The following is a 24,214-nucleotide window of genomic DNA, read 5'->3' as shown; positions in this document are numbered from 1 at the left end:
GCCGTGCGAAATGCGCGGCCAAATGCGTGGCGCCTCGTCGCGTGCGAGAGGCAACGCCCGTCCGGATGGAGCCATGCTCCCCGACCCGGCGCGACTGCTGATTCGTCGACCGCTAGGCGGCCGTCGGTCAGCACCACTCGCACAAGAACCGACCGAGCGTCTTGCCGTCGACATCCCACGCACGTGCGCACAGGCACATGTCCTGTGGGGCGCGCGTCAGAGCCCGGCTCGACGTTCGGCCCACCCAGTCTAGCGCGCTCGATCAGTTCGGGTCACCTTGCTCCTGCGGTGCTTCGTCAGATCGGATGTCGATGCGCCAGCCCGTGAGCCGCGCCGCAAGGCGCGCATTCTGGCCTTCCTTGCCGATCGCGAGCGACAGGTGATAGTCCGGCACGATCACGCGAGCGGCCCGTGCCTCGGCATCCACCACGGTCACCGACACCACTCGCGAGGGCGACAGCGCATTGCCGACGAACGTGGCCGGGTCGTCGTCCCAATCGACAATGTCGATCTTTTCGCCACGCAATTCGCTCATGACGGCGCGCACTCGGGCGCCCATCGGGCCGATGCACGCGCCCTTGGCATTCACGCCGGGAACGGTGGCCCGGACGGCCATCTTGGAACGGTGACCGGCCTCGCGGGCCAGGCTCATGATCTCCACGGTGCCGTCGGCGATCTCGGGCACCTCCATCTCAAACAGTTTGCGCACCAGCCCGGGGTGGGTGCGGGACAGGGTGATCGAGGGGCCCTTGGCGCCGCGCGCGACCGTGAGCACGTAGCCGCGCAGTCGCTCGCCGTGGACGTACGTTTCCGTCGGCACCTGCTCGTGGCCGGGCAACAGCGCCTCGACGTCTCCCACATCGACGTGCACGTTGCGGGGGTCGGCGCTCTGCTGAATGACGCCGGAGACCAGCGTGCCCTCCTTGTCGGCGTACTGGCCCAGCACGGCATCGTCGCCCGCTTGGCGAAGCCGCTGCACTATCACCTGCCGAGCGGTCGCGGTCGCAATCCGGCCGAAGTCGTGCGGAGTGTGCTCGAACTCGGGGCCGGGCAGCCCGTCCTCTGTCTCCTCGCGGGCGTGGATCGACACCTTGCCAGAGTCGCGGTCCACGATGGCTCTGGCGTGAGCGTATGCGCCAGGGGTCTTGTGATAGGCGCTGAGCAGGGCCTGCTCGATCGCGTCGATCAGCACGTCGAGCTTGAGATCGCGCTCCTTTTCGAGTCCCCTGAGGGTCACCATGTCGATGTCCACGTTGTGTTCCGTCCGTTCTGTCGGCTGGGCCCGTTGGCCTCAGTCGAGTCGCTTCATTTCGACCTGCACGCGTCCGAGCGTCACGTCGGCAAGCGCGACCGTGCGGACCTCGCCATCGTGGTCGAGAACCAGATCGGTGTCCGTCACCTCGATGATTCGCCCCGTCACCGCATCGCCATTCGCCATCTCCAGCGTCACCAGCCGCGTGCGCGCGCGCAAGAAGTGCCTGCGCAACGTGAGGGGCCGATCGGTGCCGGGTGTCGAGACCTCGAGGAGGTAAGCACCGGAAGGGACGTTCGCCTCATCGAGCGCGTCGCCGATGGCGCGCGAGGCCGCAGCCACGGTGTCGAGGTCCGCCGATCCGACGGCGTCCTGAGGAAGATCAACGGTCACGAGCACACGGGTGTGCTTTCCAGCCGCGGACACCGTCACGGAGTCCACCATGAGGCCCACGGCCTCTGCCACTGGTCCCGCCAGGTCAGCGATGCGGTCGTCGAGTTTCATTCGCTGCCTCCCTGCGCGCTCACGCGCGTTCCGTTGCTTCACTTGTACTCGCCCCCCGATTCTACGGCCCGCCAGCGGCGCGTGGGAGACTACGCGCATGGCGGTTCTGGAATGGGGCGGCGGCTCGGTCAGTTCAAGGGTGTGCGTGGCGATTCTTGTGGGGGCCGTGGCGGTGACGTTATCGGGCTGCGGGGTTCGCTTGGAGGGCGATCCCCCCGCGTTTCCCTCGCCAGACGAGGTCACCGTCGCTCGGGATTCGCTCGCCGACGCAGTGGCAGGGATTGTCGAGGCTGCCGGGCGGGAGGGCGCCGACGCCGACGAAGTTGCGGTGGGGGCGTCCGACGCCGCCGCGGCTCATCTTGAGGTGCTCGGCGGAGTGTATGTCGCGTACCCCTCTGCTAGCCCGTCGTCGGACGATGACGCGACCACGTCCCCCACCCTCCAGCCCACGCTTTCGGACGCGGTCGCCACGGCGCGCGAGATCGCCGCTACCGTCGCCGCCACCACGGCCGACGCTGATCTCGCCTTCCTTGCCCGGTCGATGGATCTCGAGTGGGCGTTGCGCGAACTGTGGGCCGTGGAGGAGGCCACTGCCGCGCAGGCCGAGGCGGAGGCCGCCACTGCGTCGGCTGCTCCCACGGCGCCTCCCACCGGCGAAGCCGACGCCACCGATGAAACCCCCGGCGACGCAGACCCTCGGTGGTTCCCCCTCGCGGACGGCTCGATCAACTTCACCGCTGGCTTCGTTCCCACCGCGACTACTGGCGTGGCATCAACGGGCCTTGCACAGGAAACACTGACAGTCCTCGCGCTGAAGGAGGACGAGGCGCGCTTTGCGTACGAGACGCTCGCGGCGCAGGAGTTTGGGCCGCGCAGGACCGACGCGCTCGGCAGGTCCCGCCTTCACGCCGAACGTTCCGACACCCTCGCCACGCTGCTCGATGCGGATCCCCGCACACCGTTGTACCAAGTGAGGGACACGGACCTGCTCGACCCTGACTCGAGACGCTCTCTCGAACGCTCGCTCGAAGCGGATTTGGCGTGGCGGTACGCGGCGCTACTCGATGGCGCTTCTGCAGACGACGCCGCGTGGCTCCTCAACGCATCATTTGACGCCTACGCGAGGGCGATGCGCACCGATGGCTTCACGGCGGCCGATGTGCCGACGCTTCCAGGGCTGACGGTCATCCCCTAGGTGTACTGACCCGGATCGTTGTTGACGTAGGAGAAGCCTCCGGGGTCGAACTGGAACTGTCTAGTTCCTCATTTCGAGCCCATGATGGCGCGGTCGTGGCGTGCGGCAGTGGTTGCACTTTGTGCCCGGCAGAGATTGTCCCCGGCCCGGTCTTCCCGGGGTCTCAACGAGTATTGCTCATACCTAGCGCTCGCGCAATCGTGTTATCTGATTGGAGCATTGGCCCTTGAGACGGCGGCATTCGACAGGGCATAGTGAATCGCCAACCGCATGGTTGGCCGACTGGCCAACGCGTACCGGGCAAAGCGTCACGGTATCCGGAGTTCCCGTGCTGGATCCCTGCGGGACGCGTATGCGGCAGGTACAGCGGATGCCGCCACGACCACTGTCTGGAGGATCACGGCAACCGCGGCAGCAAATGTGAGAGAGACGGCAACCCCGGTGATGGCGAGAATCCATAGTGACACGCCGCCGCCGATGGTAATACCAACGGCCCCCGTTAGGATGCCCTGGAGCAGAATGCCCAGAGCGAGTTGACGCCGAGACGCACCGATAGCGCGCCTCAGGCCCATCGTTCGCCGACGTGACCGCGCGACGGCGAGCTCGCTCAGGGCAAGAACCGCTGCGCCACCCACCATGATGGCAAGCGTCACGAAGCGCGCACTCTCAAAGCTCGACCCCGCGATGCGGCTGCGCAGGTCTCCGATCTCGGGGCTAGACTCGATCGAGATCTTCGAACCATCGAACCCCGAAAGAGAGTCGGCGATCGCGCTCGTCAAGACACGCACGTGCTGGGACGAGGCCGCCTCGATCACAATCAAGGCGACGTCCTGGTCGCTCGCGGGCCCTGTGGCAATAGCCGTGTTGTCGAGAGTGCCATAGGTCAGCAGCGACGTTCGCGCCTCGTCGACGACGTACACCGCGTGAGTGGAGTCCTCCAGAACACCCCGCGAACCCGTGAATCCCATTGAGTCGAGCGCGCCCCGAGAGGCCGCCGCGTCAATTGCGACTCCATCGGGAGCGGCCTCGCACACGGCCTCAGTGCCCGCAAGGCAGGTCCTCAGGGCGACGGGACGTCGTGGCCCGACAGCGGTTGACCACGCGTCGCGGGCTGGGCCAAGCACAACCATGGCGGACACCGGCTCAAGTGCCTGCACCGCTCGCACATCGTCCAGCGATACATCGAGGCTTGAGTCAAAACGCACGACGATTGTTCGCGAATCTACACTCTCAAGGGCGTCGAGCGCGGCGAAGCCCGCAGCCACCGATGAACCGAAAATGAGGAGTGTCGCCGCGTAGGCGACGGCGGTCGTTGCAATCGCAAGCGCAGTCGCGCCGCGGCGCGCTCGCGCATCCCGGAGTACCTCCTCGAGTAGAGCGATCACGACACTGTTTGTACGTCGCGCCCAGTAACGGCGCTGCCGGTGAGCTCAGTTTTCCGATCGCATGCCCGGACTACCTCGGGGTCGTGCGTAACAATCACGACCGTCGCGCCAGCGTGAGCCGCACGCGCGAGCACGTCCATGACCTTCGTAGACGTTTCGGAGTCGAGATTGCCTGTGGGCTCGTCGGCAAGGATCACGCGGGGCTCATGCAGCAGGGCGCGGGCGAGCGCGATGCGCTGGGCCTGGCCCCCCGAAATCTCGCCAGGCCTGCGCTCCAACGGCACCTCGACGCCAACCGCGGCGACCAGAGTGTGTGCACGATCGAGCCATTGGGCACGTCGCTCGCCGCGATATGCCGCTGGCAACAGAATATTGTCGAGCACACTCCGGTGCGGGTCGAGGCTCGCATCCTGGAAGACAAAGCCGAACACCCGCGACCGCAACCGAGAGCGCTGGCTGTCCGACATGTTGCCAACCTCGTGCCCGTCCACCACGATCGACCCGCTGCGCGGCCGCAGCATAGTACCGAGGAGAAACAGCAGCGACGACTTGCCGCAGCCGCTCGGCCCTGTGATCGCGACCGTCTCGCCTGATTGGAAGTTGTCTGACCACCCGTCAATCACGGTCTGGCGTGGACGATATCCAAATGTGACGTCGCGGGCGACCAGCGGCATCATCCTGTCCCGCCCTCTGCGACGAGAACGGCCATGCCGGCCACGACGCCCTCCCCTTCCACCACGGCAATTCCTGTAGCCGAGGCGGCTATCTCAACATCCACGGGTTCCCCGACCAGCGGCCGGAGGCTCACACCGCCAGCCTCATCCGTCCACAGCGCCGTGACCGGAACTGTCAGCCCTGAGGTCTGCGGCACTCGGACCACGGTTGCGAGGACCGCGGTACTCAACTGATCCAGGCTCTCAGCGCAGCCCTGATCGCACAAAGGTGAATCGTCGGGACTCGTGATCTCGACACGTGTATTTCCAGACTCGGTGGCCTGCCGGTCCCCGACCTTGCCATCGATCTCTTGCTCGCCCACCACGACGGTGACCGCTGCCCCCGCAGGAATTTCCGCACTCTGGGTCTCGGGTACCACGATTGAGGTGGAGGCTTGCGCAGCTATCGGCGTCAGGAGCGGCTCGCCACCGACAAGTATGGCACCCACCGCATATTCGGTGCTCACTGCGACAGCGGCCGGGAGCTGCGGAATAAACACGATATCGCCGATGCCAATAACTCCGGTGTCGTCGACGTACAGATCGCGTTGCCACGCGCGAACCGCATTCACGAACTGCTGGCCCGCCACACCGTCGACCGGACCCGAAAGGAGACCAGCGTCCGCGAGCATCTGCTGGGCCTGCCGCACGTCCTCACCGGCTGCGCCACGCGCGATGTCGCGGTACATCGGCACAGTGCCCACCGCCACTGTCACCGGTCGTTCGTCTACTTCGTACAGCTGGTCGCCTGCAGATATCCGAATGACGTGGTCCGACGGCATCGCCGTCAACGTCCCCGTTGCGCGGTTCAACACCGGGACCAAGGTTTCCCGCTCGATGACGGCGCTGTACTGAGACGAGTCCTCAACCGTACCCTCCACCACCCGCACCGTCACAGGCTCAGGCTCGGAAGGCTCTGGCACCGGATGGGCCATCACACCCACGGCCCAGACCACCGCCATTGCTCCGACGACGACTACGAGCGCGCCGAGAGTCCCGAGAGTCCTGCGGATCGCGCTATTCCCTCGCGCGCTGGCGTTCCCCATCACTAGTAGAGGCCGTCTGGGACGGTTTCACATGACTCGTGAATCTGCATGTAGACGTCGTAGTCAGTGCCTGCAGCCAGTTGGACAGGGTTCCACGGATCGCCCCCAAGCTCTCGCTCAGCAAACACCTCGAACGCGGGCATTTCGCCCACTGTGAATCCGAGTGACGTGATACATGGGATCAGGTCTTCGGCGTAGAAGTCGTAGATGAGTTCCATCTGCTCGTCCGAGTAGGGCGCGTAGTAAGTGGGGTTGATCGCGTAGCGGACTGCGCACTCATAGTCCGCAAGCAGGTATGCGTCGAAGCTCTCCTCCTCGAGTTGGCCAGAGGACACTCCACCGTCGATCATGAGAGTCACAGCCGGAAAACCGGCGTCGTGCATGCATGCCACGTAACTGTCCGCGAAGTCGAGCGGCGTCGATGCCCTCAAGAACTCAACCTCTGGCCGCGCCAAGCCTGGCGACTTCTGTAAGGCGAGCGCCCATTCGTCTTCGGCGACCTCGAAGACCCACGTCGGCACAGCGCCTGACGAACTGGTCACTGTCGTGCCCGGCACACCCGCGCCAACGGTCGGCACCAACGTTGCTTCGGACGCCTGCGCATCTCGCGGCAGGGACCCATTGCTGCTAGCCCAACTACAACCGGTTACTAGCGAGATCAGGACGATCACGACGCCGCACGCCCGCAATGTCGCATTACAACTGATCACACGCACATTCGTACCACAGGCCTGACAGGTGCATTCACTATTCACGCAACGCTAACCAAAAGTCAATGAATGCTGAAGGCTGACTGCGCTAGCGTCGGATTGCTGGCTCGGCGACCGAAGCACACGACGGTCTCTCAGTCTGCGGCAGGTTCCAAAGTCAGGAGAGGATTAAACATGCGTTCACTACCTTTCGCCCAATCCAAGTTCGCTCGCTTCGCAGCAACCGCAGCCATCGCGGGGATTGCTGTTGTCGGCTCCAGTGTTACAGCTTCGGCCGTCGATGTACCGTTCGGCGCCAAGAACTGCTACAACTACTACGTGATGCTGTGGGCGACATCCAGCGGCACGACCGAGCATTTCCACGTTTCAAGCGGCGGCGGCGCAGTGCTTTACGACTGGACCACCTCGGGATACCATTTGAGTTCCGCATACAAGAGCACCTCGGCGCAGATGATCTCGGCGACCGGATCCCTCCAGTCGCCGGGCAACGGTTGCGACTACTAACTGCATAGTTCCCCAGGACGTTGTGATTGTTTGAGTTAGCGAAGACCTCCGGCACGATGTGGGTTACCACACTCACTGTCGCAACCGGATGTCTTCGTGAGTCACGCTCATGCCCCGTTGACGCCCGAGGGGCGCCGTCGGCTCGCTGTTCTCGTTGTTCAGGACGGATGGTCACACCGTCCTGCGGGCGAGCGCTTCCAGTGCTCGCTGGCGACCGCGAAGAAATGGGCTGATCGTTTCCGTGCGGGCTTGCCAACGTCAGACCTGTCGTCACGACCACATCGGTCGCCATCGCGGTGTCCAGCACGGTTAGAAAGAAGAATCGTGGCGCTGCGTGTCACCCGCCGGTGGGGTCCGCACCGCATCAGCTACCACCTGCACGTTCCCCGCTCCACTGTCGGACGGGTGCTCGATCGCCACCAGATGCCACTTCTGCACCACCTCGACCAAGCTACCGGTCAGACGTGCCACGCCTGTTCGCTACGAGAGAGCCCGTCCCGGTGAACTCGTGCACGTGGACATCAAGAAACTCGGACGGATCCCCATGGTGGTGGACACCGCACCCTGGGTCGAGCCAAGGCAGTCAAGAACAACAACGGGCACGCCACCACAGGACGCGGCTACTCGTTTCTCCACCACGCCATCGATGACCACTCAAGGCTCGCCCATTCCGAGATCTTGAACGACGAGAAGAAGGAGACTGCCGCAGTTTTCTGGCGAAGGGCCACCCAGTTCTTCAACACTGCGGGCATCACCGTCACCGCCGTGATGACCGACAACGGCGCCTGTTACCGATCCCGCGACTTCCAGGACTCATTGGGTGACGCCAACTACATTTGGACACGCCCCGACCGGCCCCAGACAAACGGCAAAGCCGAACGCTTCAACCGCACCCTCGCCACCGAATGGGCCTATGCGAACACCTACCTCAGCGACGCAGCCCGCGCGGAGCCAACCCCGCTTTTCCGGACACCTGACTTGGGATGATGTTCCCGAGAGGAGTTCGGAATGCCACAAGCGAAATCGCCGGAGTGTCGGCGCCGAGCGTTGGATCTGGTCCGTCAGGGAGAGCCGGTCGCGCGGGTCGCCAGCGGTTTGGGGATCAGCGAGTCGTGTCTGCGCAGGTGGATGAAGCAGGACGACATCAACGCGGGACGCAAGGAAGGACTCACAACCGAGGAGCGGCGCGAGTTGGTCGAGTTGCGTCCTAAGAACCGGGTTCTCGAGATGGAACTTGAGATTGTCAAACGCGCCAGCGCCTACTCTGCTCGGGAGAACGTGCTCCCATAATGAGTTTCCGACTCGTCCTTGAGCTCAGCCGCGACGGGATCCCCGTCGCGGTGACGTGCCGGAAACTGAAGGTGTCCCGTGCTGGCTACTACGAGTGGCTGGAACGGGCCCCGTCACCGCGCGAGATCGAGGACCGGGCGTTGACGGACCTGATCTGCCGGGTCCACCGTGATTCGCGCGGCAACTACGGAGCCAAACGGATCCATGACGAACTGTCGATCGAACACGGCGTGCTGTGTGGTCGTAAGCGTGTGGCACGCCTGCTGCGTCAAGCAGGACCGCGAGGCGTGGCTCATGTGCGCAAGAACCGCTCGTGGAAGCCAGCGCCAGCACCCCACAAGGACCTCGTGAGACGCCAGTTCCGGGCTGACGCGCCTGACCGAGTGTGGTTCACCGACATCACTCAGCACCGGGCTCGTGACGGGTGGGTGTATTGCTGCGCGGTCATCGATGCGTTCTCCCGCCGCTGCTTGGGCTGGTCGATTGGTGATCGGGCAACCGCCGAGCTCGTCACGGACGCCCTCCAGATGGCCCGCTGGCAACGCCGACCCAGGCCCGGCACCATCGCCCACGCCGATCTAGGAGCTCAATACACGTCCTGGATTTTTGGTCGCCGGCTGCGCCAGGCCGGCCTGCTGGGCTCCATGGGGAAGGGTCGCCTCCAGCGTGGACAACGCTCTCATCGAGTCGTTCTGGTCAACCATGCAACGCGAACTGCTCGACCGGCGCTCCTGGGTCACCCGCGTCGAGCTCGCCTCGGCGATCTTCGAATGGATCAAAGGGTTCTACAACCCCGTCCGGCGCCACACCGCCCTGACCGACCACCTCGGCCGCTCCCTCAGCCCCGCGACCTACGAAGACCTTCACGCACGTGCCGAAATTGCGGCATGATCAACACACAACGTGTCTGGGAAACCGGGGGCGGCTCCGGGAGAACTCCGTCTCAAGCACCGCCAGCGAGACGGCATCCACCGAAGCCCGGGAGAACTCTGCCCGGAACGACGCAGCCAGAGAGGACGCCGCATGACCCCGCCACACAGGAGAACTCCGCCCGAAACGCGGCGTGACCCAGACGCACCGGGATACCTCTGCCCACAAGAGCACTCACCGAACCCGCGATGCGTCACGGTCCCGCCCCGCTCACGACCGCCTCAGTGGCCTCACCGCAGGCAGGCGACCCACGTAGGGGGCGACTGCAACTATCGCCCCTCGACCTCGTCTCGCACCGCGATAGCCGCGGCCGGATCATCCGTGATGATCGCGTCGATGCCAGCGCGCGCCAGCGCGCGCCAGTCGGCCGGGTCGTTCACCGTCCAAGCCCGCACCGCAATGCCAGATTCCTTGAAGCCCTCGATCATCCCTGGGAGCCCGAGGGTGGCGTAGTGCGCGTGCACGGCATCCGCACCGATGTGACTCGCATAGACCCAGGGGTCCACCAGCGCCTCCTCGTAGAGCGGGGCAATAGCGAGCGAACGCTCGCGCTCACGAAGCGCCACCAGCGTGACGTGATTGAAGGACGAGTAGACGAGGCGCTCCCCCATTCCAGACGCGCGGTGTGCCGCGATCAGCGCGTCCTCGATTCCCGGGTACAGCACAGGGCCGTTCTTCGCCTCAATGTTGCGTATCACGTCCGTGGGCGCGAGCAGGTCGAGCACCTCGTGCAACCGCGGGATGCGCAGGGCGCCAGACGCGTCGTCGCCCACGTCCACACCGTCCAACTCGCGCAGCGTCAGGTCCCGAATGAGCGCCGTCGAGCCGTCGGGCACGATGACAGTCGCGTCGTGCCTCACCACGAGGTGCCCGTCGGCCGTCAGGTGCACGTCCAGCTCGATGCCGTCCGCCCGGTCGGCGACCGCGAGAGCGAACGCCGCCATCGTGTTCTCAGGCGCCCGCAAACGCGAGCCACGGTGCGCCCAAATGGCCGTCATGAGAACCTCACTACCCGGCAAGCGCCTCGCGCACCGCCGTGGCCACCGCCGTCACGGCCTCGGCTACGGGGATCTCCGCCGATTCTCCCGTGACCCTGTTCTTAAACTCGACGGTCCCGTTCTCGAGTCCGCGTCCGATGACCAGGATGTAGGGCGCACCGAGCAACTCTGAATCCTTGAACTTTACTCCAGGGGATACCTTGGGTCGGTCGTCGTACAGCACCTCAACGCCTGCCGCCTCAAGTCCCGACGCGACCTGCTCTGCCGCAGCGAACACCGCCTCGTCCTTGCCCGCCGCCATGACGTGCACGTGATACGGCGCAACCTGGATCGGCCAGGTGAGGCCCAGCTCGTCGTGATGATGCTCCGCAAGTAGCGCCACGGCACGGGTCACGCCGATGCCGTAGGAACCCATCGTGACCGTCACCTGCTTGCCGTGGACGTCGAGCACCTTGAGGTCGAGCGCCTCCGCATACTTGCGGCCCAACTGGAAGATGTGGCCGATCTCGACGCCGCGTGCGAGCTCGAGCGGTCCGGAACCGTCGGGCGCCTCATCGCCGGCGCGCACCTCGGCGCCCTCGATCGTGCCGTCGGCCGTAAAGTCGCGGCCCATCGTGAGCTCGAACACGTGCCGGCCGGGTGCGTCGGCGCCGGTCACCCAACGGGTGCCGTCGACAATGCGCGGATCCACGAGGTACGCAATGGCGGTGTCGCCCTCGTCGCCGCGCGACACACCCGTAGCGCGTGCCTGCGGCCCCAGGGCGCCCGGGCCGATGTAGCCCTTCACGAGCTCGGGGTGAGCCTTGAAGTCGTCCTCGTTGGCGGCCTCCACGGTGGCCGGCGCGAGGGCGGCCTCGAGGCGCGTCATGTCGGCCTCGCGGTCGCCAGGGATGCCGACCACGAGCAGCGACCGCTCTCCTGTGGGAGACGTCAGGGCGAGCACCACATTCTTGAGGGTGTCAGCCGCCGTCCACGGGCGGTCCGGGCGCGGGTGACGCGCGTTGGCCACATCGACGAGCGTGGCGATGGTGGGCGTGTCGGGGGTGTCCTCGACGTGGGCCGCAGGGGCGTCTGCGAAGTCAATCGCTGGCGGGATCGGGGTCGTCACCGCCTCGACGTTGGCCGCGTAGCCTCCCGCCGAGCGGACGTACGTGTCCTCCCCCACGTCGGTGGGCGACAGGAACTCCTCCGACGTGGATCCTCCCATCGCCCCGGACTGGGCCTGCACGATGACGTACTCGATGCCCAGGCGTTCGAAGATCTTGATGTAGGCGTCTCGCTGGATCTGATACGACCGCTCGAGTCCCTCGTCGTCGACGTCGAAGCTGTATGAGTCCTTCATGATGAACTCGCGGCCACGCAGCAGGCCGGCACGGGGGCGGGCCTCGTCGCGGTACTTGTTCTGGATTTGATAGATGGTGAGCGGCAGGTCCTTGTACGACGAGTACATGTCCTTGACCAGCAGCGTGAACATTTCCTCGTGCGTGGGGGCCAGCAGGTAGTCGGCGCCCTTGCGGTCCGCGAGCCGGAACAGGTTGGGGCCGTACTCGGTCCAGCGTCCCGTCACCTCATACGGCTCGCGCGGAAGCAGCGCCGGGAAGTGGACCTGTTGGCCGCCCGCCGCGTCCATCTCTTCGCGCACCACGGCCTCCACCTTGGCGAGCACCTTGAGCCCCAACGGGAGCCAGGTGTAGATGCCGGGCGCGGCGCGGCGGATGTAGCCGGCGCGGATGAGCAGCCGATGCGAGGCGACCTCGGCATCGGCCGGGTCTTCACGGAGCGTGCGGACAAAGAGTGTGGACATGCGAAGCATGGGGCAAGCCTAGTTGCCGCGGCGCCGCCTGCGGCGCGCTCCGCCCGTCACGCGGCACAGCGGCTCTACTCGTAACTGGGAGACGCCTCAACGTGGAAGTACTCCTGAAGGGTGGCCACCCCCGTGGCGTGCATGTCCCGGGCCACGTCGTCGCCCACGTAGCGCACATGCCACGGTTCGTAGACGTAGCCGGTGACCGCCTCAGCACCCTCGGGATAGCTGATGATGAAGCCGTGCTCGTGTGCATGCTCGCGCACCCACGTACCAGCAGCGGACGCACCAAAACTCTGCTGTAGCTTGTTGGCCGACACATCATTGATGTCTGCGGTCAACCCGGTCTGATGCTCCGAGTACCCCGGTCGCGCCACGTGACGGTCGGCTGCGGCCGTGCCCGATGCGCGGACATTGCTACCGTACACGCCTTGCTGGAAGCCGTAGGAGCGGTAGGCGGTAAGAATGCGAAACGGGACGCCCGCGGCCTTCGCGTTCTCATACATCCGGGTCATGGCCGCAGCCGCCTCCGCACGCATCTGCTGCCCCGCGCCGCCCGGCACCCCGCTGACCTTCACAAGGTCGACGGGCACGTAGGAGACGGGATCGAGCGGTCGGTGTTTCGTCACGACCACGGTGAGCGAGGACGCGCTGGTGATGTTGTGGGGCACGATCGGGTCACGTGGCGCCGAAGGTACGGGCGCCGAGGGATCTGCGCTGACCGCCTCCACCAGCGGCTCCGGGGGCACGATCGCGCGACGCTCGGGCGGCTCCGGATCCGACGCGCACCCCGCCAGCGCTAGGAGCGCAAGTGTCGCCACGATCGCGCGCCACCGAACGAGTGTAGCGAGTACTGGTGGCACATGCTCAGCCTACGGCGACGCTCAGAACATCACCGTCGCGAAGGTACCGACGCGCTCAAAACCGGCCGCAGCGTACGCGCCGATGGCCGCCGTGTTGAAGTCATTGACATAGAGCGACACTGCCTCGGCGTGATCCTCGCGGACGCGCTTCACCAGCTGAACCATTCCCTCGCTCCCATACCCAAGGCCGCGCAGGCTCGGCTGAACCCAGACGCCCTGGATCTGTGCCACGCCACCACCCACGACGCCCACTTCGGCCTTGAAGACCACGTCTCGCGTGCCATGGACATTCCCATACATGATGTAACTGCAGCCGGCCCGCACCAGGTAAGTGAGCCGGTCTTCATAGGCCTCGCGTCCATGCTGGAGGGGGTCGTAGCCCACCTCGCCCATGAACATGTGGGCCGCAGCGGGCAACAGGTGCGGGTAGTCATCCATCGACGCCTGCCTCAGCGGCTCCACGCCCACGCGAGACGATTCGACGGGTTCGGGGTCGCGGTCCGTCACCATCGAGATCTGATGGGGTCGCAGCTGCCGGGCCGGGCCCCACCACGGCTCGACTCTTCCCCACAGGTCCAGCGTCAGTTCGGCGTCGCCCACCAGCGCGGCGGGCCTGCTCAGCCGCGCCACGATCGCGGCGGCGACCTCCGCCCTCGCGTCGTCGGCCTCGTCGCCGTCGGTAGGCAGGACCGCGGTGAGGTTCGCGCCGCACCACAGCACACCTGCCAGGTCTCGCGACCCGCGACCGCGACGTCGCACCACCCACAGCCCCTTGGGGATGGCTCCGGCCCGCGATGCCGTCTCGAGGTGCATCGCCGGCACCACATTCGCGACGGGGTCTGTCGCGCATAGTTCACGCGCCTCGGTCACATCGCGCTGCTGCGCGGGCGCCACTGAATACTGGCCCCGGCGCAACAGCGAATCGGTCATCCCGCGGTAACGACCTGCGGGGAACCACCCTCTACCGGTTCCATCGTTGCGGCTAACTTCATGGCCTCTTCGATCAGGGTTTCGACGATCGCGGATTCGGGGACCGTCTTGATCACCTCGCCCTTGACGAAGATCTGGCCCTTGCCGTTTCCGGAGGCGACCCCGAGGTCGGCCTCGCGAGCTTCGCCAGGGCCGTTCACGACGCACCCCATGACGGCCACGCGCAGCGGGACCTCCATACCTTCGAGTCCGGCGGTCACCTTCTCGGCCAACTCATACACATCCACCTGGGCGCGACCGCATGAGGGGCACGACACGATCTCGAGCTTGCGCTCCTTGAGATTGAGGCTCTGGAGAATCTGGATGCCGACCTTGACCTCCTCCACCGGAGGCGCCGACAGGGACACGCGAATGGTGTCGCCGATACCCTGGCTCAACAGGGCGCCGAAGGCGGTGGCGGACTTGATGGTGCCTTGGAACGCGGGGCCCGCCTCGGTGACGCCAAGGTGCAACGGCCAGTCGCCGCGCTCGCTCAGCATCTCGTAGGCACGGACCATGATCACCGGGTCGTTGTGCTTGACCGAGATCTTGAAGTCGTGGAAGTCGTGCTCCTCAAACAGGCTGGCCTCCCACACTGCGGACTCGACGAGCGCCTCCGGGGTGGCCTTGCCGTACTTCTTGAGCAGCCGGGGATCCAGCGACCCGGCGTTGACGCCGATGCGGATCGAGGTGCCGTGATCCTTGGCCGCCTGGGCGATCTCCTTGACCTGGTCGTCAAACTTGCGGATGTTGCCCGGGTTGACCCGGACCGCAGCGCAACCGGCGTCGATCGCGGCGAAGACGTACTTGGGCTGGAAGTGGATGTCGGCGATCACCGGGATGTTGGACTTCTTCGCGATCACGGGCAAGGCGTCGGCGTCGTCCTGGGTGGGACACGCAACGCGCACGATGTCGCAGCCGGCGGCCGTGAGTTCCGCAATCTGCTGCAGGGTGGCGTTGATGTCCTCCGTCTTGGTGGTGGTCATCGTCTGGACGCTCACGGGTGCGTCGCCGCCCACGTAAAGGTCGCCCACCTTGATCTTGCGGGTCTTGCGGCGTGGCGCGAGCGTGGGCGCGGGCATAGCCGGCATTCCGAGTCCGATGGATGTCATAGTTCTAGTATCACAAACCTGTGCGTCGGTTCATTCCAGGTGCGCACGTTTTCCCGCAGCGCACGAGCTAGGCGAGGCGCACCGGCGCAACGATGTCGGCCACCACCAAGACCAGGCTCATGAGGATCAGCACGCCGAACACCGAGTACGCGAGCGGCATCATCCGCGCCACATCGACGGGCGCCGGGCGAGCGAGGTGTCGGGCCTGCGCCCACCGGTTCTTGATGGCCTGCCAGAACGCGGAAGCGATGTGGCCGCCGTCGAGCGGTACCAAGGGGATCATGTTGAACACGAACAACGCGAGGTTGAGGCCCCCCAGCAGCAACAGCATCTGCGCAACCTTGTCCACCACCGTTACCCCGGCAGCATCGTTCGCGCCCACCTCAGCGGCGACGCGACCCACGCCCACCAGGCCCATCACGGAATTCTGAGAACGGTCCTCCAGGCCGAGCGCCGCGCGCGACACGTGCCACAACTGCTGCGGCAGTTGGGTGATGACGGTGACCGTCTGCCCGATGTACTGCCCCGTGACGTCAAGACCGGTCGCCAGCGGCTGTCGGGCGCGCTCGACCTGCGAGAAGACCCCCATGTATCCGACCGTCTCGGTCGCGCCCGATCCGTCCGCGGCCTCCTGCTGGCGTGCGGCGGCGGTGAGCGTGATGTCCACCAGTGCGCCGTCCCGCATGACCGTCATGTCCAGGGTCTCGCCCGGGCGCTGCGACACGTAATCGGCGATGTTCGCCCACGACGTCACCGTGATGCCATCAACGGACACGAACGTGTCTCCCGCCTGGAGGCCCGCTGCAACGGCGGGCGAGACGGGGTCGCCCGACGCACAGTCGGCCGTGATGTCCGCGGGTACACACGCCACCGTGTCGCGCACCGTGAGCGTCTGGGCGTAGGTCCCGATCCCCGAGAACACCACCGTAAACAGGAGCGCCGCGAGGACCAGATTGACAAAGGGACCGCCCGTCATCACGATCGCCTTCTTCCACCACGACAGGCGATAGAAGGCCCGGTCGCGGTCGGGGCCGATCTCCAACTCGGAGGCGGCCCTGGCATCGTCGATCAGATCGCGCCGCCAGCCGCGCACCGTGACGGGCTTGACCACGTCGCCAGGGGGCACCATGCCCACCAGCCGCACGTAGCCGCCCAGCGGGAACGCCTTGATGCCATACGTGGTCTCGCCGCGCGTGCGCGACCACAGCGTCGAGCCGAAGCCCACAAAGTACTCGCTCACCTTGACGCCGAAGCGCTTGGCCGGAATCAGGTGCCCCAACTCGTGCAGGGCGATGGACGCCATGAGACCGATCGCGAAGACGACGATGAAGAGGACCTGGAGCATGGCACCACTGTAAGCCCGCGCGGGGGCGTCAGCGGGCGGAAATCAGGGCGTCGGCTCGCGCCCGCGCCCACGCCTCGGCTGCGTCCACCGCCTCCAGGGTGACGTCTGCGGGGGCGCTGTACGCCTCGACCACGGCACGCACCGTGTCGACGATGCTCAAGAAGGGCAACGCTCCCGCGACGAACGCCGCCACGCACTGCTCGTTTGCCGCGTTGAAGACGGCGGGGTGGAGGTCCGACGCCGCCGCAGCGTCCCGGGCCAGGGCGATCGCGGGGAAGGCGTCGTCGTCCAAAGGCTCAAACTGCCATGCGGATGCCCGCGACCAGTCAAGTCCCGGCACGGCGTCCGCCACCCGATCCGGCCAACCCATCCCGAGCGCGATCGGGAGGCGCATGTCGGGAGGCGAGGCCTGAGCGATGGTGGAGCCGTCCACAAACTCGACCATGGAGTGCACGATCGACTGGGGGTGGATCACCACGTCAATGCGTTCGTAGGGCATGTCGAACAGCCAATGAGCCTCGATCACCTCGAGCGCCTTGTTGACCAGGCTCGCCGAGTTGATGGTCACCACGGGGCCCATATCCCAGTTGGGGTGCTTGAGTGCCTGCTCCACGGTCACGTGGGCAAGTTCGTCCCTGGTGCGGCCGCGGAAGGCGCCGCCCGACGCGGTGAGCACCAGTCGCTTCACCTCGCCACGGGCGCCACTTCTCAAGGCCTGGGCAAGCGCGGAGTGCTCAGAATCGACCGGCACGATCTGATCGGCTCGCCTCAGCGCGGCCTTGACGAGCGCGCCGCCGGCCACAAGAGACTCCTTGTTGGCGAGCGCGAGCGTCGAGCCCGCGGCAAGGGCGGCCAAGGTGGGCCGCAGGCCCACCGAACCGGTCATTCCGTTGAGCACCACATCCGCGCCCGATGCCGCAACATCCACTACCGCCTGGGCGCCCCCCGTCACCTCGACTCCGGCGACCCCCGCGACAGTCAAGGCGGCGCGCACGTCCGGGACGGCCGCGGCGTTCGCGACCGCGACGACTGCCGGACGCGTGGCCGCGGCCTGGGCGGCGATCGCGGCCGGATCGCTGCCACCGGCGGCAAGCGCAGTGACCTGAAAGAGGTCGGGGTTGCGCGCGATCACGTCCAGCGCCTGTGTGCCGATGGAACCCGTGGATCCCAGCAATGCGACAGTGCGACGCGTCACTGGGCGCCCATCAGGATGTCCACCGCGCGAGCAAGAAAGGCGTCGACGGTGCGTTCGTCGTACGCGCCACGCTTTCCACGCCGGGTGAAAGTGGCGTGGCGGATGTCTTCAGGCGTGAGGGACTCGCCCGTGTCAAAGAAGGCAATGAGTCGCTCCATCAGAGCGTCGACCTCACTGGCGTCGTAGCCCTCGCGAGACTTGACGGGAGGGCGGAAGCGTTGACCCCTGGGCCGGCGCAGTCGGGGGTAGAGCACCTGGGCCCGCTCCGCGAGCTGGTTCATCCACGCGTCATGACCGTGTGCGCGGACGTATTGCTCGCGTGCACGCGTGGCGAACGCGATCTCGAGTCGATCGAGCGCGGCATCCACGGGGGCGGTCTGGTAGCCGCCGCGCGTGATGTCGAACGCGGCCCGACGCACGTCAAGCGCAGACAAGCCGCCATCGTCGAGCATCGGCCGCTCGTATGCAGCGCGCGCCCGGTCGAAAAACTCATCCACCTGAACGAGGTGGTACCCGGTCCGCATGAAGCCGGCGCGCGGAAACAGGTCCCTCATGAATCCTCCTTGATGGCCAATTGGCCGCATGCACCATCGATGTCGCTGCCACGAGTATCGCGGATTGTGACCGGTATCCCGTGACCGGCGAGCGTGTCGACAAAAGCCTGCTCGACCTGCGGGTCGGATGCCGTCCACTTGCTTCCCGGGGTGGGATTCAACGGGATGGGGTTGACGTGAACCCACCCGGTCCCGCGCTCCGTCAGCTTGCGCCCGAGCAGATCGGCACGGTGCGCATGATCGTTGATGTCTCTGATGAGCGCGTACTCGATGCTGACGCGCCTGCCGGTGGCGTCGAAGTACCTGCGCGCGGCGTCGAGCGCCTCGTCGACGCTCCAGCGCGTGTTGATCGGTACCAGTTCACTGCGCAGTTCGTCGTCCGGTGCGTGCAGCGACAACGCGAGCGTGACGGGGATGCCCTCACCGGCCAGGCGGTCCATTCCGGGAACCAGTCCCACCGTGGACACGGTGATGTGGCGCGCCGAAAGCCCAAATCCCTGAGGAGCGGGCGCGACCAGCGCGCGCACGGACTGGATGACCGCCTTGTAGTTGGCAAGCGGCTCACCCATGCCCATAAACACCACGTTCGACAGTCGCACCTGTTCACCGAGCACCCCGTCGCGCGCGGCGCGGGCGGCAAGGCGGACCTGCTCAAGAATCTCCGCCGTCGACAAGTTGCGGGTCAGGCCCATCTGGCCGGTGGCACAGAAGGGACATGCCATGCCGCAGCCCGCTTGGCTGGTCACGCACAGCGTGGCCCGCTCCGGGTACTTCATAAGGACCGACTCAACCTTGACTCCGTCGTGCAGGCTCCACAGCGTCTTCACCGTCGCGCCCTTGTCCGCCTCGAGCGTGCGCACCTGCGTCATGAGCGGCGGGAACAGCGCGCCTGCCATTGCCACGCGAGCGTCGGCGGGCAGGTCCGTCATCTCGTCGGGATCCACCGTGAGATGTGTGAAGTAGTGCGTCGCCAACTGCGACGCCCTGAATGCGGGCTGCCCCAGGTCCTTGACCGCGGTCGCGCGCGCATCGGCACCAAGGTCGGCAAAGTGCACCGGCGGCTTGCCCCGCTTGGGCGCGGCCATCTGGATGACGGGCGGGTTCGCGTTGGCCGTCATAGGCCACCGCCTCCCAACGTGCCGAGGAAGATCGCGAACACGACGTATCCGACGGGCGCGGCAAACAGCAGCGAGTCGATCCGATCGAGGATCCCGCCGTGGCCCGGAAGTGCTTGAGACATGTCCTTCACGTGGATGTCGCGCTTCAACGCGCTCTCCGCGAGATCCCCCACGATTGCGGCGATGGCCGACGCGGCGCCTACTGCGGCGCCGATGTACCACCGGCCCTCAAAGAAGTACCACGCGGCAACGGAGGCCGCTGCGGTGCCGACGAAGACGCCGCCGAGGGCGCCCTCCCAGGTCTTGGCCGGGCTCACGCGCTCCAGCAGCTTGTGCTTGCCGAGGAGCATCCCAAAGACCAGCGCCCCTGTGTCGTTGCCGACCACCGCTAGTAGCACGATGAACACGCGTTCCCAGCCGTTGTCCGCAAGTTCCAACAAGTACAGGAACGATGCCAGGAACGGGATCCACAACAGCGTCAGCACCCCCGCCAGGGAATCTGCCAGGGTGTTCTCCACGCGTTCGTCGCCGATGCGCCACGCGACAACGCCAGCACAGCCCACCAGGAGGGCGACGACGAGGCCCTCGGGCTTTGCGAAGTGCGTGGCGATGCCAAGGCCTATGGTCGCCGCAATGAGCGGGACGATGGGCACTCGGCGGCCGTGCCTTCCCAGAGCCCGCTTCCACTCGATCACCGCCGCAATGGAGAACCCGTACAGCAAGATGGCAAAGGCCGTGGGGTGGTACCACGCGGAGACGAGCGTAACTCCGAGCAACAGCAGGCCCACCACCGTCGCAACAACGAAGTTGCGGGGTCGGCTCGCGGGCGCGTCGCCGTCCGCACCAGTGGCTTTGGGGCTGGCGTCCTCGTCGGAAGAGGTGTACTCGGCCCCTGGGAAGACCTTTGCCGTGACGTCGGCATCCTCGGGAGTGCCTTGCTCGGCGCCGTCCTCCACTACCTCGGATGGATCAGCTGCTGCGACCTCGTCGTCCGACAGCGCCGGGATCGGCGTGAGCAGGTTGCCCTCGCCCCGGCGCACCGTGCCGGGAACCACCTCGCGCGCCGCACGGGCCGCGGGAGCATCCGACATCAACGGCGGGTCGACAAGATCGTCTTCCCGCGCTGCGTCTGGCACGTCCGGCTCCCCTCCGCGGTTCATGCGTTCAAAGACGCTCAGCTGCAGAGCCCGGTAGCGGTGTGGAGAAAACATGTCGACGGCGCGCTGCCTCTTGCCGGGACGCCCCTGCCCCGCCTCGGCGCTGCGAGGCTCCTCGCTCGCGGGAAGCGTGGGCTCTGCGTCGTCACGGGCCATCAGACCTCGAGAAGCTCGCTCTCCTTGTGGGCGAGCAGAGCGTCAATGGCGTCAACGTGCTTCTTGGTCAGCGCGTCGAGATCCTTCTCCGCGCGCGCGCCCACGTCCTCGCCCACCTCGCCGTCTTTGACGGCGGCGTCGATCAGGTCCTTGGCCTTACGTCGCATGTTGCGCACCGTGACCCGGGAGTCCTCCGCGCGGTGCTTCGCCAGTTTCACGTACTCGCGGCGGCGCTCCTCCGTCAACGCCGGCATGTTGATACGCAGCACCTGACCATCGTCCGAAGGATTCACGCCCAGGTCGGACTTGCGCAGAGCCGCCTCGATGTCCTTCTTGGAGGATGCATCATAAGGAGCGATCACCACCGTGCGGGGCTCGGGAATGGAGATCGACGCCAGCTGCTGCAGGGGCGTCGGCGCACCGTAGTAGTCCACGGCTAGGTGAACAAACATAGCCGTCGAGGCGTGCCCCGTGCGGATGCCCGCCATATTGTCCTTGGCGACTTCCACTGCGTTGTCCATGTTCTCCTCTGCCTCGAGGAGGATTTCGTCAATCACGTCTGTCCCTTCGTGTCATCACCTAGGGGGTGACCCGCGTCCCGATTCTCTCACCCACGAGTGCCTTGGTCACATTCCCGTGCTTCTCAAGGCCGAACACCACCATGGGCAGGCCGTTGTCCATGCCCAGGCTGAACGCGGCCGAGTCGAGCACGTTGAGGCGACTTTGAAGCGCGTCCTGGTAGGTCACGTGGTCGAGTCGCACCGCGGTGTTGTCCTTGCGCGGGTCGGCCGTGTAGACCGCGTCGACGCCATTCTTGCCGACGATGACTTCCGAGCAACCCGTTTCGAGAGCCCTCTGCACCGACACGGTGTCGGTCGAGAAGTACGGCATGCCAGCGCCCGCTGCGAAGATCACGACTCGACCCTTTTCAAGGTGCCGGATGGCGCGCAGCGGGATATACGGCTCGGCCACCTGGCCCATCGTGATGGCCGTTTGCACGCGCGTCGCGACCCCCGACTGTTCCAGGAAATCCTGCAACGCGAGCGCATTCATCACGGTGCCGAGCATGCCCATGTAGTCGGCGCGCGCGCGTTCCATGCCCGAGGCGCTCAGTTCGGCGCCTCTGAAGAAGTTGCCGCCGCCGACGACGATCGCGACCTGTACTTTTTGCCGCACGGCATCGGCGATCTCGCCAGCGACCCTTCGCACCACGAGGGGGTCAAGGCCGACGGCGCCACCGCCGAACATCTCGCCCGACAATTTGAGCAACACGCGGCGCGCGGCGGGAGGGACTAAACCCGACTCCTCGGTGACATCGGGCATCAGATCCTCCTCGCGACGCGTGGGCTTGTGGCGTTGTTGGGTCTTAGGCTCCCACACGGAATCGGGCGAAGGCGACTACCTCGCCGCCCGTCGCCGCAACAACCTTGCCGACCGTGGTCTTGGGGTCCTTGGCGAAGGCCTGCTCCGGTAGCACGTTCTCCTTGAAGAACCCATTCATGCGACCCTCGATGATCTTGGGCAGGGCCGCCTCGGGCTTGCCCTCGTTGCGCGAGGTCTCCTCGGCGACACGGCGCTCGTTGTCCACCACGTCGGCGGGAACCTCGTCGCGGCTGAGGTACAGCGGCGAGTAGGCGGCGATGTGCATGGCGATGTCGCGAGCAACCTCACTGGCCTTGTCATCCGAACCGACCAGGACGCCCACCTGCGCGGGCAGGTCCTTGTTGGTCTTGTGGAGGTAGTCGACAACCACGGGGGCCTCGACACGCGCCATGCGACGCAGGACGATCTTCTCGCCCAGCACGCCCGCGTTCTCGTCGATGAACTCCTTGACGGTCTTGCCGTCCGCGACCGGAGCGGCGAGGGCGCCGTCGACGTCGGCGGCACCAGCGTCGACGACGGCCTTGAGGATCGCCTCGGCGAGCGTCACGAACTTGCCGCTCTTGGCGACAAAGTCAGTCTCGGAGTTGATCTCGATGAGCGTGCCCACCTGCCCCGCACCGCCTGCGGCGATATGAGTGATGACCAAGCCCTCAGAGGCCGAGCGGCCTTCGCGTTTGGAGACGCCCTTGAGGCCCTTCACGCGGAGAACGTCAACAGCCTTGTCGACGTCGCCCTCCGCCTCGTCGAGCGCCTTCTTCACGTCGAGCATGCCCGCGCCCGTGCGCTCGCGCAGGGCCTGGATGTCTGCAACGGTGTAGTTCGCCATATCGATCCTTACTTGGTGTCGGCAGGCGCCGCGTCGTCGTCGGCGGCCTTGCTGGTCGTCTTCTTGGCGGCCGGCTTAGGAGCCGCCTTCTTCGCAGCCGGCTTGTCGGCCGCGGGTTCCTTGTCGGCAGGCTTCTTGGCCGCGGGAGCCTTCTCAGCGGGCTTCTCGGCCGCGTCGGCGCCCTCTGCCTCCTTGACCTTCGGTTCCTTCTTGGCTACAGGCTTCGTGGCAGCGGCCTCCTCCGCCGCGGGAGCCTCTGCGGCTACGGGAGCCTCTTCGGCGACCACTGCGGCTACGGGAGCCTCTTCGGCGACCACTGCGGCTACGGGAGCCTCTTCGGCGACCTCTTCTTCCCCAGGCGCGGCATCGGCCACGGGAGCGTCTGCCGGAGCACCGCCTTCCTTGGTGTCCTTGGCTTCCTTGACATCCGCGGTCGGCTTCTCGGCGCCGTCGAGCAGTTCCTGCTCCCACGCGGCGAGCGGCTCGTCCTCGGCGGTCGGCTCAGCCTCGTCGCCGGACTTGGCAGCGTAGCGCTGCTTGATGCCGTCGGCGATGGCGTCCGAGATCACGCGGGTGAGCAGGCCCACCGAGCGAATCGCGTCGTCATTACCGGGAATGCCGTACTGAACCTGGTCCGGGTCGCAGTTGGAGTCGAGGATGCCGACGATCGGGATGCCCAGTTTCTTGGCCTCGTCAACGGCGAGGTGCTCCTTGTTCGTGTCCACGATCCACACGATGGAGGGCGTCTTGCCCATGTCGCGGATGCCGTTGAGCACCTTCAGCAACTTGTCCTTCTCGCGGCGCAGGATGAGAAGTTCCTTCTTGGTGCGGCCCGAGCCCGCCACGTCGTCGAAGTCGAGCTCCTCGAGTTCCTTCAGCCGCGCCACACGCTTGCTGACCGTCTGGAAGTTGGTCAGCATGCCGCCGAGCCAGCGCTCGTTGACGTAAGGCATTCCCACACGAGCGGCCTGCTCGGCGATGGTCGACTGGGCCTGCCGCTTGGTGCCGACGAACAGCACGGTGCCGCCATGGGCGACGGTCTCGCGCACAAACTCGTAGGCAGAGTCGATCATGGCGAGCGACTGCTGCAGGTCGATGATGTAGTTACCGTTGCGCTCGGTCAGGATGAATCGCTTCATCTTGGGGTTCCAGCGGCTGGTCTGGTGTCCAAAGTGCACACCGGCGTCCAGCATTTCGCGCATCGT

Annotated in this window: 25 protein-coding genes and 2 pseudogenes; 6 read left to right on the top strand and 21 right to left on the bottom strand. The window is 66.1% G+C overall.

Annotation, left to right across the window (positions count from 1 at the left end):
- From QZZ29_RS08610 to rimP, 3 genes are all read right to left on the bottom strand, one after another.
- The coding region (locus QZZ29_RS08610) for a YlxR family protein (protein WP_291382595.1) at positions 1–179 on the bottom strand (179 nt) is incomplete at its 3' end.
- A gap of 83 nt (positions 180–262) precedes the next feature.
- Positions 263–1,252 carry a transcription termination factor NusA gene (nusA, locus tag QZZ29_RS08605; protein WP_291382593.1) on the bottom strand — a complete coding sequence of 330 codons (990 nt, stop codon included), beginning with the start codon at positions 1,250–1,252 and terminating at the stop codon, positions 263–265.
- Positions 1,253–1,291: 39 nt separating this feature from the next.
- Positions 1,292–1,756, bottom strand: a complete 465-nt coding sequence (rimP, locus tag QZZ29_RS08600; protein ID WP_291382591.1) for a ribosome maturation factor RimP — start codon at positions 1,754–1,756, stop codon at positions 1,292–1,294.
- Between the two features lie 97 nt (positions 1,757–1,853).
- Between rimP and QZZ29_RS08595 the strand changes: the two genes are divergently transcribed.
- Complete coding sequence (locus tag QZZ29_RS08595) at positions 1,854–2,951, top strand: DUF4439 domain-containing protein (RefSeq protein WP_291382589.1); 1,098 nt, start codon at positions 1,854–1,856, stop codon at positions 2,949–2,951.
- 308 nt (positions 2,952–3,259) lie between these two features.
- Here the strand turns inward: QZZ29_RS08595 and QZZ29_RS08590 are convergent, their stop codons facing one another.
- The 4 genes from QZZ29_RS08590 to QZZ29_RS08575 all read right to left on the bottom strand — a co-directional run bounded on the left by QZZ29_RS08590 (position 3,260) and on the right by QZZ29_RS08575 (position 6,616).
- Positions 3,260–4,336, bottom strand: a complete 1,077-nt coding sequence (locus QZZ29_RS08590; RefSeq protein ID WP_291382587.1) for an ABC transporter permease — start codon at positions 4,334–4,336, stop codon at positions 3,260–3,262.
- Positions 4,333–5,013 carry an ABC transporter ATP-binding protein gene (locus tag QZZ29_RS08585; protein WP_291382585.1) on the bottom strand — a complete coding sequence of 227 codons (681 nt, stop codon included), beginning with the start codon at positions 5,011–5,013 and terminating at the stop codon, positions 4,333–4,335. Before QZZ29_RS08585 ends, QZZ29_RS08590 begins: the two co-directional genes overlap by 4 nt.
- A complete protein-coding gene (locus QZZ29_RS08580; RefSeq protein WP_291382584.1) occupies positions 5,010–5,945 on the bottom strand; it encodes a peptidoglycan-binding domain-containing protein in 936 nt (311 codons plus the stop codon). Before QZZ29_RS08580 ends, QZZ29_RS08585 begins: the two co-directional genes overlap by 4 nt.
- Before the next feature lie 152 nt (positions 5,946–6,097).
- Positions 6,098–6,616, bottom strand: coding sequence for a hypothetical protein (locus tag QZZ29_RS08575; RefSeq protein ID WP_291382583.1), 519 nt, complete (start codon positions 6,614–6,616; stop codon positions 6,098–6,100).
- Between the two features lie 363 nt (positions 6,617–6,979).
- Between QZZ29_RS08575 and QZZ29_RS08570 the strand changes: the two genes are divergently transcribed.
- The 5 genes and pseudogenes from QZZ29_RS08570 to QZZ29_RS08555 all read left to right on the top strand — a co-directional run bounded on the left by QZZ29_RS08570 (position 6,980) and on the right by QZZ29_RS08555 (position 9,490).
- The gene (locus tag QZZ29_RS08570) at positions 6,980–7,309 is read left to right on the top strand and encodes a hypothetical protein (protein WP_291382582.1); all 330 of its coding nucleotides are present in this window, start codon (positions 6,980–6,982) and stop codon (positions 7,307–7,309) included.
- 96 nt (positions 7,310–7,405) lie between these two features.
- A pseudogene (locus tag QZZ29_RS08565) lies at positions 7,406–8,257 on the top strand (IS481 family transposase); the annotation flags it as partial.
- 60 nt (positions 8,258–8,317) lie between these two features.
- The gene (locus QZZ29_RS08560) at positions 8,318–8,599 is read left to right on the top strand and encodes a transposase (RefSeq protein ID WP_291382581.1); all 282 of its coding nucleotides are present in this window, start codon (positions 8,318–8,320) and stop codon (positions 8,597–8,599) included.
- Positions 8,599–9,240: pseudogene (locus QZZ29_RS12795) on the top strand (IS3 family transposase); the annotation flags it as partial. The gene QZZ29_RS08560 and the pseudogene QZZ29_RS12795, both read left to right, overlap by 1 nt.
- Positions 9,206–9,490, top strand: a complete 285-nt coding sequence (locus QZZ29_RS08555) for an integrase core domain-containing protein (RefSeq protein WP_291382579.1) — start codon at positions 9,206–9,208, stop codon at positions 9,488–9,490. The pseudogene QZZ29_RS12795 and the gene QZZ29_RS08555, both read left to right, overlap by 35 nt.
- 308 nt (positions 9,491–9,798) lie before the next feature.
- On the opposite strand, the gene QZZ29_RS08550 is transcribed toward QZZ29_RS08555, so the two are convergent.
- The 14 genes from QZZ29_RS08550 to rpsB all read right to left on the bottom strand — a co-directional run.
- Positions 9,799–10,527: a glycerophosphodiester phosphodiesterase family protein gene (locus tag QZZ29_RS08550; protein ID WP_291382577.1), complete on the bottom strand. Its 729-nt coding sequence runs from the start codon at positions 10,525–10,527 to the stop codon at positions 9,799–9,801.
- Between the two features lie 10 nt (positions 10,528–10,537).
- The gene (locus QZZ29_RS08545) at positions 10,538–12,340 is read right to left on the bottom strand and encodes a proline--tRNA ligase (protein WP_291382575.1); all 1,803 of its coding nucleotides are present in this window, start codon (positions 12,338–12,340) and stop codon (positions 10,538–10,540) included.
- A gap of 65 nt (positions 12,341–12,405) precedes the next feature.
- Complete coding sequence (locus tag QZZ29_RS08540; protein ID WP_291382573.1) at positions 12,406–13,152, bottom strand: M15 family metallopeptidase; 747 nt, start codon at positions 13,150–13,152, stop codon at positions 12,406–12,408.
- A 63-nt stretch (positions 13,153–13,215) separates the two neighbouring features.
- Complete coding sequence (locus tag QZZ29_RS08535; protein WP_291382572.1) at positions 13,216–14,124, bottom strand: DUF4081 domain-containing GNAT family N-acetyltransferase; 909 nt, start codon at positions 14,122–14,124, stop codon at positions 13,216–13,218.
- Positions 14,121–15,275, bottom strand: a complete 1,155-nt coding sequence (ispG, locus tag QZZ29_RS08530) for a flavodoxin-dependent (E)-4-hydroxy-3-methylbut-2-enyl-diphosphate synthase (RefSeq protein WP_291382570.1) — start codon at positions 15,273–15,275, stop codon at positions 14,121–14,123. The genes QZZ29_RS08535 and ispG overlap by 4 nt, the downstream gene beginning before the upstream one ends.
- A 67-nt stretch (positions 15,276–15,342) precedes the next feature.
- Complete coding sequence (locus tag QZZ29_RS08525; RefSeq protein WP_291382568.1) at positions 15,343–16,620, bottom strand: site-2 protease family protein; 1,278 nt, start codon at positions 16,618–16,620, stop codon at positions 15,343–15,345.
- Positions 16,621–16,648: 28 nt separating this feature from the next.
- Positions 16,649–17,815, bottom strand: a complete 1,167-nt coding sequence (gene dxr, locus QZZ29_RS08520) for a 1-deoxy-D-xylulose-5-phosphate reductoisomerase (protein ID WP_291382566.1) — start codon at positions 17,813–17,815, stop codon at positions 16,649–16,651.
- Positions 17,812–18,369 carry a DivIVA domain-containing protein gene (locus QZZ29_RS08515; protein WP_291382565.1) on the bottom strand — a complete coding sequence of 186 codons (558 nt, stop codon included), beginning with the start codon at positions 18,367–18,369 and terminating at the stop codon, positions 17,812–17,814. The genes dxr and QZZ29_RS08515 overlap by 4 nt, the downstream gene beginning before the upstream one ends.
- Positions 18,366–19,487 carry a 23S rRNA (adenine(2503)-C(2))-methyltransferase RlmN gene (rlmN, locus tag QZZ29_RS08510; RefSeq protein ID WP_291382563.1) on the bottom strand — a complete coding sequence of 374 codons (1,122 nt, stop codon included), beginning with the start codon at positions 19,485–19,487 and terminating at the stop codon, positions 18,366–18,368. Before rlmN ends, QZZ29_RS08515 begins: the two co-directional genes overlap by 4 nt.
- On the bottom strand, positions 19,484–20,800 hold the full coding sequence (locus QZZ29_RS08505) for a phosphatidate cytidylyltransferase (RefSeq protein WP_291382562.1): 1,317 nt from the start codon (positions 20,798–20,800) through the stop codon (positions 19,484–19,486). The genes rlmN and QZZ29_RS08505 overlap by 4 nt, the downstream gene beginning before the upstream one ends.
- Positions 20,800–21,357 carry a ribosome recycling factor gene (gene frr / locus QZZ29_RS08500; protein WP_291382561.1) on the bottom strand — a complete coding sequence of 186 codons (558 nt, stop codon included), beginning with the start codon at positions 21,355–21,357 and terminating at the stop codon, positions 20,800–20,802. Before frr ends, QZZ29_RS08505 begins: the two co-directional genes overlap by 1 nt.
- A gap of 22 nt (positions 21,358–21,379) precedes the next feature.
- Positions 21,380–22,123: a UMP kinase gene (gene pyrH, locus QZZ29_RS08495; RefSeq protein WP_291382559.1), complete on the bottom strand. Its 744-nt coding sequence runs from the start codon at positions 22,121–22,123 to the stop codon at positions 21,380–21,382.
- Positions 22,124–22,166: 43 nt separating this feature from the next.
- A complete protein-coding gene (gene tsf / locus QZZ29_RS08490) occupies positions 22,167–23,009 on the bottom strand; it encodes a translation elongation factor Ts (protein ID WP_291382557.1) in 843 nt (280 codons plus the stop codon).
- Between the two features lie 8 nt (positions 23,010–23,017).
- The coding region (rpsB, locus tag QZZ29_RS08485; protein WP_291382555.1) for a 30S ribosomal protein S2 at positions 23,018–24,214 on the bottom strand (1,197 nt) is incomplete at its 5' end.

The sequence above is a fragment of the Demequina sp. genome (genome assembly GCF_016278765.1).
In the GTDB taxonomy this organism is placed as follows: Bacteria; Actinomycetota; Actinomycetes; order Actinomycetales; family Demequinaceae; genus Demequina.
Note: the sequence above shows the minus strand (reverse complement) of the source record. Positions and strands in the feature narration are given on the sequence as shown.